Source organism: Stenotrophomonas sp. PS02301 (genome assembly GCF_029959485.1).
GTDB lineage: Bacteria > Pseudomonadota > Gammaproteobacteria > Xanthomonadales > Xanthomonadaceae > Stenotrophomonas > Stenotrophomonas maltophilia_Z.
In genome coordinates this window covers 1-9,128 of the sequence record NZ_JASCOO010000133.1, presented here as the reverse complement: position 1 = coordinate 9,128, position 9,128 = coordinate 1, and the positions used below count along the sequence as shown (strand labels likewise).

Genomic DNA, 9,128 nt, shown 5'->3' with positions numbered 1-9,128 from the left:
CGGCCAGACCCTGCCGGGACCGTTGGAGCGGCATGAATGCCGCTCACGAGCCCCCATGGATGGGTTTACGGCGCGTCCGGGCAGGGTCTGACCGCCCTCGCCCACACGGAACCGGGAATAGCCACCGCGCTTTCCTCAGTGATACCCCACATCCGCCCGCACCTTGCCGCGGAACACCCGGTACGACCACGCCGTATAGCCCAGGATCACCGGCAGCAGGATCACCAGCCCGACCAGGCTGAAGCTCAGCGACGAGGCCGGCGCAGCGGCCTGCCACAACGTCATGCTCGGCGGCAGCAGGTACGGCCACATGCCCAGCACCAGGCCGATGAAGCCGAGCACGAACAGGGCCAGCGTCAACAGGAACGGCGGCAGATCGCGCTTGGGGTGCATTGCGCTGCGCCATAGCGCGGTGGCCACGGCCAACGTCAGCAAGGGCACCGGCGAGAGCCACCAGAAGTTGCCATCGCTGAACCAGCGCGCCATCAAGCGCGAATCCAGGAACGGCAACCATGCGCTCACCAGGCCCATGAACACGATCACCGCCACCACCAGCGGGCGGGTCAAGGTGCGCGCGAAGGTCTGCTCGCGGCCCTCGGTCTTGAGGATCAACCAGGTACTGCCGAGCAGCGCGTAGCCGAATACCACGGCTGCGCCGGTCAACATCGAGAACGGGCTGAACCAGCTGAACGCGCCGCCCACATAACGGCCATCCACGACCTGCAGGCCCTGCACGAGTGCGCCGAGGATCACGCCCTGCGCGAAGGCGGCCAGCAGCGAACCCAGGCCGAAGGCCACGCTCCACAGCTTGCGCGAGCGGTGCGCCTTGAAGCGGAACTCGAAAGCCACGCCGCGGAACACCAGCGCGACCACCAGCAACAGGACCGGCAGGTACAGCGCCGACAGCAGCGCGGCGTAGGCCTTCGGGAAGGCGGCCATCAGCCCGGCCCCGCCCAGCACCAGCCAGGTTTCGTTGCCGTCCCAGATGGGGGCGGCGGTATTCATCATGATGTCGAGCTGCTCCTCATCCTCGGCCATCGGCGCGAGGATCCCGATGCCGAGCACGAAGCCATCCAGCACCACGTACATCAACACACCAAAGCCGATCACCGCGAACCATGCCACCGGCAGCCAGGTCGTCATCTCCATCTCAGCGCTCCTCCAGCGGTTCATCGGCACCGGACAGCGGCCGCGCCGGGGTGTGGCTGCCGGCATCCAGCGCCGGGGCCGGGTCATGCGGCTTGGGACCGGTGCGGATGATCTTCACCAGGTACCAGACGCCCCAGCCGAACACGAACGCATAGCCGACGATGTACACGCCCAGCGAGAGCGCCGTCATCCACGCACTCTGCGGACCCACGGCATCGGCCGTGCGCAGCACGCCATAGACCACCCACGGTTGCCGGCCCATCTCGGTCACGAACCAGCCGGAGATCAGCGCGATGAAGCCGCTGGGCAGCATCCAGTTCCAGCCGCGGATCAACCAGCGCGACTGCAGCAGCTTGCCGCGCCACCACTGGAACGCCGAGACCCAGGCCAGCAGCAGCATCAGCGTGCCCAGCCCGACCATCACCCGGAACGCGAAGAACACCGGCACCACCGGCGGCCGATCGCTGGCAGGCACCGAGGTGAGCGGATCGAAGGTGCCGTCCAGCGAATGGGTGAGGATCAGGCTGCCCAGGCGCGGGATCGCGATTTCATAGTCGTTGCGCTCGGCCTTTTCATTGGGCACCGCGAATACCACCAGCGGCACGCCCTTGCCCTCGCCTTCGGAATGCCAGTGCGCTTCCATCGCCGCGATCTTCATCGGCTGGTGCTTGAGGGTGTTCAGGCCATGCATGTCGCCGACGAAGATCTGTACCGGCACCGTCAGCGCGGCGAAGCCCACCGCCGCCAGCAGCATCTTGCGCCCAGCCTCACGGTGCACGTCCTTGCGCAGGTACCACGCGCCCACACCGCCAATCACGAAGCAGGTGGTGATGAACGAGCCCAGGGCCATGTGCGCCAAGCGGTACGGGAAGGACGGGTTGAAGACGATCTGCCACCAGTTCTGCGGGTGCACGATGCCATCGACCATCGCGTAACCGGCCGGCGTCTGCAGCCAGCTGTTGGAGGACAGGATCCAGAATGTGGAGACCAGCGTGCCCAGCGCCACCATGCAGGTGGAGAAGAAATGCAGGCGCGGCGAGACCTTGCCCCAGCCGAACATCATCACGCCCAGGAAGCTGGCTTCCAGGAAGAACGCGGTGAGCACTTCATAGGTCAGCAGCGGGCCGATCACCGTGCCGGCGACCTCGCTCAGCCGTGGCCAGTTGGTGCCGAACTGGAAGGCCATGACGATGCCGCTGACCACGCCCATGCCGAAGGAGACCGCGAAGATCTTCTGCCAGAAGAAATACAGTTCGCGCCAGACCGGATTGCCGGTGCGCAGCCAGCGCGATTCGACAAAGGCCAGCCAGCTGGCGGTACCGATCGTGAAGGCCGGGAACAGCACATGGAAACTGATGACGAACCCGAACTGGATCCGGGACAACAACAACGCGTCCAAGAGACGCCTCCGACTGGCTCTGAAATCCGCACCAGTCTGGGCCTGTATCCGTGAAAGGCACATGCGACCCGGTGACGCGCTGCTTCACTTTGTCGCAGGCGCGGCGGCACCGGCCAGCACGGTCACGCGCGTGATCGTCTTGAACATCGAATCGCTCCTTGAAAGGGATGTCTCCCGTGAACCCCGGGGTTCATGGCCACCGTAGAGGCGGTTCCGGGCTGTCGACGCGCTGCTGCCCTGCGGGGGGCGGGGCAAGGCAGCGCAAGGCCTGCGCCGTCCGGGCGCAGGTCGGGATCGCCCTTCGCCGCGCGTGGAAGCATCACTGGCGGGACGACTTTGCCGATCCCGGCCATGGGCCGGTGCCATGACCTGTGGCCCCTTCCCGCGCCCCTTGCGGCTGCTACGCTTGCCGGGTTTTCCTCATTGGTGCCGCCCGCAATGCCCAGAACGCTGCCGTTGTCCCTGTTGCTGCTCGCCGCCCTCGGCGGTGCTGCCCATGCGGCGCCGACGCCGATCACCATCGAGCAGGCCATGGCCGACCCGGACTGGATCGGTCCGCCGGTCGAGAGCGCGTGGTGGTCCTGGAACAGCCAGCAGGTCGAGTACCAGCTCAAGCGCAACGGCAGCCCGGTGCGCGATACCTTCCGCCAGCCGGTCGCCGGCGGTGTGGCCGCACAGGTTGGCGATGACCAGCGCGGCACCCTGGATGTGGACAGCCCGGTCTACGACAGCGCGCGCCAGCGCTCGGCCTTCGTGCGCAATGGCGATGTGTTCGTGCGCGACCTGCGCAGCGGCGCGCTGAGCCAGCTGACCCGCAGCACCGAGAAGTCCGGCGCGGTCAATTTTGCCCGCGACGGCGGCGTGATCTGGCGCACCGGCCAGAACTGGTTCCATTGGACCGCCGCCGCCGGCGTGCAGCAGGTCGCCAGCCTGAAGGCCGAGAAGAATCCGGACGACGCGCCCAAGGCCGATACCCTGCGCGAGCAGCAGCTGCGCACCCTGGCCACGCTGCGCAACGACCGCGCCCAGCGCGAGGCACTCAAGGCGCAGGAAGCCAGCTGGCGTCGCGCCGATGGCACCCGCGCGCCGGGCCCGGTGTATCTGGGCGCGGATGTGGAGATCGTCGACAGCGTGCTCTCGCCCGATGCACGCACCCTGATCGTGGTCACCAAGCCGAAGAGCTTCGATGAAGGCCGCGGCGGCAAGATGCCCAAGTACGTGACCGAATCGGGCTACGAAGAGTTCGAGGACACCCGCACCCGCGTGGGCCGCAACGACCCGGAGCCGAACGCGCTGTGGCTGGTCGATGCCGTGGCCGGTACGGTCAAGCCGCTGTCGATGGACGGCCTGCCGGGCATCGGCACCGACCCGCTGGCCGCACTGCGCAAGGCCGCTGGTAAGGACGCCCTGAAGGGCAACCGCCCGGTGGAAGTGCTCGGTGGCCCCGGCGCGCCCGGCATCCGCTGGAGCGCCGATGGCCAGCAGGCCGCGATCATGCTGCGCGCCAACGACAACAAGGACCGCTGGATCGCCAGCGTGACCCCGTCCAGCGCCAAGCTGGAGACGCGTCATCGCCTGACCGACAGCGCCTGGATCAACTGGAGCTTCAACGATTTCGGCTGGTCCAACGACAACCGTACGCTGTGGCTGCTGTCCGAAGAATCCGGCTATTCGCACCTGTACACCCAGCAGGGCACGGCCAAGCCGCAGGCACTGACCGGTGGCAAGTGGGAAACCTCGATGCCGGTGCCCAGCGCCGACGGCCGCGGCTTCTACTTCCTGTGCAACCAGCAATCGCCGGGCGATTACGAAGTGTGCGCGGTGGACACCGCCAGCAAGCAGGTGCGTGAGCTGACCTCGCTCAACGGCGTGGAGGACTTCTCGCTGTCCCCGGACGGCCAGCAGCTGCTGGTGCGTTACTCCGGCGCCTACCTGCCGACCCAGCTGGCCGTGGTGCCCGCCGCCGGTGGCCAGGCCAAGGTGCTGACCGACACCCGCACCGCCGAGTTCAAGGCGCGCGAGTGGATCCAGCCCAAGCTGGTGCAGGTACCGTCCAAGCACGGCGCCGGCGTGGTCTGGGCCAAGTACTACGGCCCGGAGACCTTCGAGCCGGGCAAGCAGTACCCGATCGCCATGTTCGTGCACGGCGCCGGCTATCTGCAGAACGTGCACCAGCAGTACCCGGCCTACTTCCGCGAGCAGATGTTCCACAACCTGCTGGTGCAGAAGGGCTACGTGGTGCTGGACATGGATTACCGCGGCAGCGCCGGCTACGGCCGTGACTGGCGCACGGCGATCTACCGCAACATGGGCCACCCGGAACTGGAAGATTACAAGGACGGCCTGGACTGGCTGGTCGCCACCAAGCAGGGCGACCGTGACCACGCCGGCATCTACGGCGGTTCCTACGGCGGCTTCATGACCTTCATGGCGCTGTTCCGCTCGCCGGGCACGTTCAAGGCCGGCGCCGCGCTGCGCCCGGTGGTCGACTGGCACCAGTACAACCACGGCTACACCGCCAACATCCTCAACACCCCGGACATCGACCCGGAGGCGTACCGCAAGTCGTCGCCGATCGAATACGCCGACGGCCTGCAGGATCACCTGCTGATCGCGCACGGGATGATGGACGACAACGTGTTCTTCCAGGACTCGGTCAACCTCACCCAGAAGCTGATCGAGCTGCACAAGGACAACTGGACGATCGCGCCGTACCCGCTGGAACGCCACGGCTATGTGCGTGCCGATTCCTGGCTGGACCAGTACAAGCGCATCCTCAAGCTGTTCGAAGAGAACCTGAAGTAATCCAGCGATGACGTCGGTCCCCACTGACGTGCAGCACGCCGCGGCGACGATCGATATCGTCGCCGCGGTCGTTTTCGATGCCGGCGGCCGCGTGCTGGTGGTGCGCAAACAGGGCTCGGAGACCTTCATCCAACCCGGCGGCAAGCCCGAGCCCGGTGAAGCACCGTTGGTTGCCTTGGCGCGCGAGCTCAAGGAGGAACTCGGGGTCACGTTGGACCCGGCCACTGCCGTGCCGCTGGGTCGGTTCGAGGCCTGGGCGGTGCACGAAACCGGGCACCGCGTGCGGGCCAATGTTTACCTGGTGACGGTCACCGGTTCGCCGCGCGCGCAGGCGGAAATCGCCGAACTTGCGTGGGTGCCGCTGCGCCCGCCGCATGGCCTGCGCTTGGCACCGTTGAGCGCAGACCATATCCTGCCCGCGGCCGCGACCGCGGTGGCTGCGACCTAGACGTCGCGGCCTGCCCAACCAGGACACCGGATGTCAGCGTCGCTTCCCCCGCCATTGCCTTCCTGCACGCCACACCCCAGCGGGGATGGTGCGCCTGGATTTCTCGCCCCCCTGCTCAAGTCCGTGCTGCTGGTCTGCCTGGTCACGGCCGCGCTGTGGGCGGTGCTGGCACTGATTGCGATACCCCTGTCGGGCTCGGAGGCGCTGCAGGCGCTGCTGACCGATGAAAACCTCCACTGGCTGCCCGGCTGGGTGCATTGGCTGCTCACCCACCCGGTGCTCGCCAACGTGCTGCTGTGCGTATCGAGCCTGGTGGGCGTCCTGGCGTGCTGGGGCATGCTGCGGCGCTGGCGCTGGGCGTGGGGATCGTTCGTGGCGCTGCTCGCCATCACGGCCGTGCTCAATGGGGTGGTGGTCTGGGGCGTCGACGATGCCTTCCGCCACCTGCTGGCGCAGCTTCCGGCGGAGACCTATTCGCTGGAGATACTGCAACTGCGCAGAGACCTGCGGGTACTGCGCGTGATCTGGGGCGTACTGATGGGCCTGACCGCTGCAGCGTTCGCCGTGCTGCATGGCTGGCTGATCGTGCGCCTGTGCGCGCCCGATGTGCGTGCACTGTTCCGCCGCTGAGATGTTTCCCGCAGCGCCACGGTGCGCTGCACGACCTGCAAGGATGATCGTGTGACTGTTTCCCTCCCCCTTCTGCGCCGCCACGGCTGGCGCACGACCCTGTTCACCCTGCTCACGGCGGTCAGCCTGCCGGCGGCCGCGGCAACGCAGACGATGGTGTGCGGCATGTTCGTGTCCGAGGACACCGGCACCACGCTGACCCTGCACAGCGCGAACGAGGGCGTGCGGCAGATTCCCGGGCGGGCACCGGAGCCGTACGTGCTCAGCCGCCTCGGCGACGAGCTGAAGCTGGCCGACCTGGACAACGGCGGCGTCGGCTCGCTGACCCTGGAAGACAGCGGTCGGCGGCTCAGCGATCGCTTCAATACGTACCGCCTGCAGACGGCGGCCAGCTGTCGCCCCGCCGCGATGTTCCCGCCCGGATCGTGCCGGGCCGAGATCGGTACCTGCCTGAACGACACGCTCTTCGCCAGCAACGACCGCCTGCGGCAGTGGTGCCGTGAGGATGTGCCGGCCGCCTGCAAGCGTCTGCTGGCCAATTTCCAATCCGAGGCGCGCGAGGCCAGGACGCTGGCGGCGACCCAGGACGATGCTCCGGAGCTGCCTGAGCCGGAGGTCTGCAAACCCGCGTCCGCGGCGTACGACCAGGCCGCCTGTCTGGAGGCCGCGCGCGATGCCATGGGGCAAGCCTTGGCCAAGGCGCTGCTTGGCGGGCTCAGCGCAGCCAAGGCGTCACCGCTGCCGGCCGCGCAGCTCGATGAGATCACCACCCTGTGCCGGGCACAGACCGGCGGCACGTTCTGCGCCAACGCTGCCGAGGCGTTGTGGGACGCCGGCCGCCTGATCCCGGCCCGCGATGCACTGCAGCGTGCGTGCACCGTGGGCAAGGACCCGCGCGCCTGTGAGCGTGCAGCGCCGCTGAGCACGCTGGATGCCAGGGCACTGACCCCGGTGGCAGCCACCGCCCTGCCCTGCGGCAGCTATGTCGCCAGCCAGGGCCTGATGGACCATCTGCCGTTCGGCGATGGCGGCATGATCGACAGCGGCTTCGGCGGCAAGCTGCGCGCGCGGCTGGTCGATGGCGACATCCGTGTGCGCCATGACCAGGGCGATGACTTCGTGTTCAAGCGCCTGGCCAACGGCAACCTGATCGGCATGGACAGCTGGAACCGCTTCAGCTACTACGAGCGCACCGGCGAAGCCCAGCAGTGCAGTGCACCGGTGGTTTTCGTCGAAACCCCGCTGCCGCAGGATTGCCCGACGCTGGGCCGCGAGGGCGGTGCCCAGGCGTGCTGTGCGGCGGGCAAGCTGCAGGGCTGCAATGCCGCCGGTCATCAGCTGGCGCTGCGCAATCGCTGGGCCGAGGCGGCGCCGTTCTACAGGACGCTGTGCACCGCCGGCGTACGCGAAGGCTGCGAGAACCTGGCCACCGTCTACGAGCACACCGGTGACGAGCAGCTGCCCGCGCAGATGGCCTCGATCTGTGCCAAGGATGGCAAAGGCACCCACGTGGCCTGCGATGTGCACGCGACCCGCAACTGGGGGCTGATGCAGGTCAGTGCCGGCCTGGAACAGATCGCCGAACGCATGGCAGCCGAGCCCGATGCCGAGGCAGGCGACGAAGCACCGGCCGAGGCGCCCGTCCCGGCGAAGAACAGCAAGAGCAGCACCCGCAAAAGCGGCCACTGAGCGCCAGTGAGCACACGCAGGCCGTGCACCGGCCTGCGGTAAAGTAGCGCCCATGAACGACTTCGACCGCGTCCGCGCGTATCTGACCGACCTGCAGGACCGCATCTGTGCGGCGATTGAAACCGCCGACGGCCAGGCCCGCTTCACCGAAGATCTCTGGCAGCGCGCGGAGGGCGGCGGTGGCCGGACCCGCATCCTGCGCGATGGCGCCGTGTTCGAGCAGGCCGGGATCGGGTTCTCCGATGTGGCCGGCACGCGGCTGCCGCCATCGGCCTCGGCGAACCGGCCGGAGTTGGCCGGTGCATCATGGCGCGCGACCGGCGTCTCGCTGGTGTTCCATCCGGCCAATCCCTACCTCCCGACCACCCATGCCAACGTGCGTTACTTCCGCGCCGAGCGCGATGGCGTGGCGGTGGCGTCCTGGTTCGGCGGTGGCTTCGACCTCACCCCGTTCTACCCGATCGACGACGACGTGCGGCACTGGCATCGGGTGGCGCACGATCTGTGCGCGCCCTTCGGCGAAGAGCGCTATGCGGCGCACAAGCGCTGGTGCGATGAGTATTTCTTCCTGCGCCACCGCAATGAGACGCGTGGCGTGGGCGGGTTGTTCTTCGACGATCTGCACGGCGATTTCGAGCGTGATTTCGCGTATCTGCGTGCGGTCGGCGATGGTTTCCTGGATGCCTATCTGCCGCTGGTCGAGCGCCGCAAGGACACGCCGTACGGCGAGCGCGAACGCGAGTTCCAGCTGTACCGGCGCGGCCGCTATGTCGAGTTCAACCTGGTCTACGACCGCGGCACCCTGTTCGGGCTGCAGAGCGGTGGGCGCAGCGAAAGCATCCTGATGAGCCTGCCCCCGCGCGTGCGCTGGGAGTATGGCTTCCAGCCGGAGGCCGGCAGCGATGAGGCGCGTTTGGCGGATTACCTCGTCCCGCGCGACTGGCTCTAACGGGGACGGCTATAACGGGGACGGAGGTAGTTAAGCGCACGCGCTTAACTACCTCGGTC

General features: G+C 67.7%; 7 protein-coding genes. 5 read left to right on the top strand and 2 right to left on the bottom strand.

Going from position 1 to position 9,128, the window contains the following annotated elements:
- Nucleotides 1-135 precede the first annotated feature (135 nt).
- Nucleotides 136-1,149 (bottom strand): cytochrome d ubiquinol oxidase subunit II, encoded by a 1,014-nt coding sequence (gene cydB, locus QMX81_RS19490; protein ID WP_176987818.1) that lies wholly within the window; start codon nucleotides 1,147-1,149, stop codon nucleotides 136-138.
- A 1-nt stretch (nucleotide 1,150) separates the two neighbouring features.
- Nucleotides 1,151-2,548, bottom strand: coding sequence for a cytochrome ubiquinol oxidase subunit I (locus tag QMX81_RS19485; protein ID WP_152152101.1), 1,398 nt, complete (start codon nucleotides 2,546-2,548; stop codon nucleotides 1,151-1,153).
- A 438-nt stretch (nucleotides 2,549-2,986) separates the two neighbouring features.
- On the opposite strand from QMX81_RS19485, the gene QMX81_RS19480 reads away from it, so the two are divergent.
- Genes QMX81_RS19480 through hemF form a run of 5 tightly spaced genes read left to right on the top strand, consistent with a single transcriptional unit; the run spans nucleotide 2,987 to nucleotide 9,069 of the window.
- Entirely contained in the window at nucleotides 2,987-5,353 is a 2,367-nt protein-coding gene (locus QMX81_RS19480; RefSeq protein WP_282263950.1) for a S9 family peptidase, read from the top strand.
- 28 nt (nucleotides 5,354-5,381) lie between these two features.
- Entirely contained in the window at nucleotides 5,382-5,801 is a 420-nt protein-coding gene (locus QMX81_RS19475) for an NUDIX domain-containing protein (protein WP_121041339.1), read from the top strand.
- 30 nt (nucleotides 5,802-5,831) lie between these two features.
- Nucleotides 5,832-6,431: a hypothetical protein gene (locus QMX81_RS19470; RefSeq protein ID WP_282263948.1), complete on the top strand. Its 600-nt coding sequence runs from the start codon at nucleotides 5,832-5,834 to the stop codon at nucleotides 6,429-6,431.
- Nucleotides 6,432-6,482: 51 nt separating this feature from the next.
- Nucleotides 6,483-8,120 carry a hypothetical protein gene (locus QMX81_RS19465; protein ID WP_282263946.1) on the top strand — a complete coding sequence of 546 codons (1,638 nt, stop codon included), beginning with the start codon at nucleotides 6,483-6,485 and terminating at the stop codon, nucleotides 8,118-8,120.
- A gap of 52 nt (nucleotides 8,121-8,172) precedes the next feature.
- Complete coding sequence (gene hemF, locus QMX81_RS19460; protein WP_282263942.1) at nucleotides 8,173-9,069, top strand: oxygen-dependent coproporphyrinogen oxidase; 897 nt, start codon at nucleotides 8,173-8,175, stop codon at nucleotides 9,067-9,069.
- The last annotated feature ends 59 nt before the right edge of the window (nucleotides 9,070-9,128 follow it).

Excerpts from the sequence above, each read along its gene's own strand:
- cydB (WP_176987818.1), bottom strand. The coding sequence starts at position 1,149 with ATGGAGATGACGACCTGGCTGCCGGTGGCATGGTTCGCGGTGATCGGC.
- QMX81_RS19480 (WP_282263950.1), top strand. The coding sequence starts at position 2,987 with ATGCCCAGAACGCTGCCGTTGTCCCTGTTGCTGCTCGCCGCCCTCGGC.
- hemF (WP_282263942.1), top strand. The coding sequence starts at position 8,173 with ATGAACGACTTCGACCGCGTCCGCGCGTATCTGACCGACCTGCAGGAC.
- QMX81_RS19470 (WP_282263948.1), top strand. The coding sequence starts at position 5,832 with ATGTCAGCGTCGCTTCCCCCGCCATTGCCTTCCTGCACGCCACACCCC.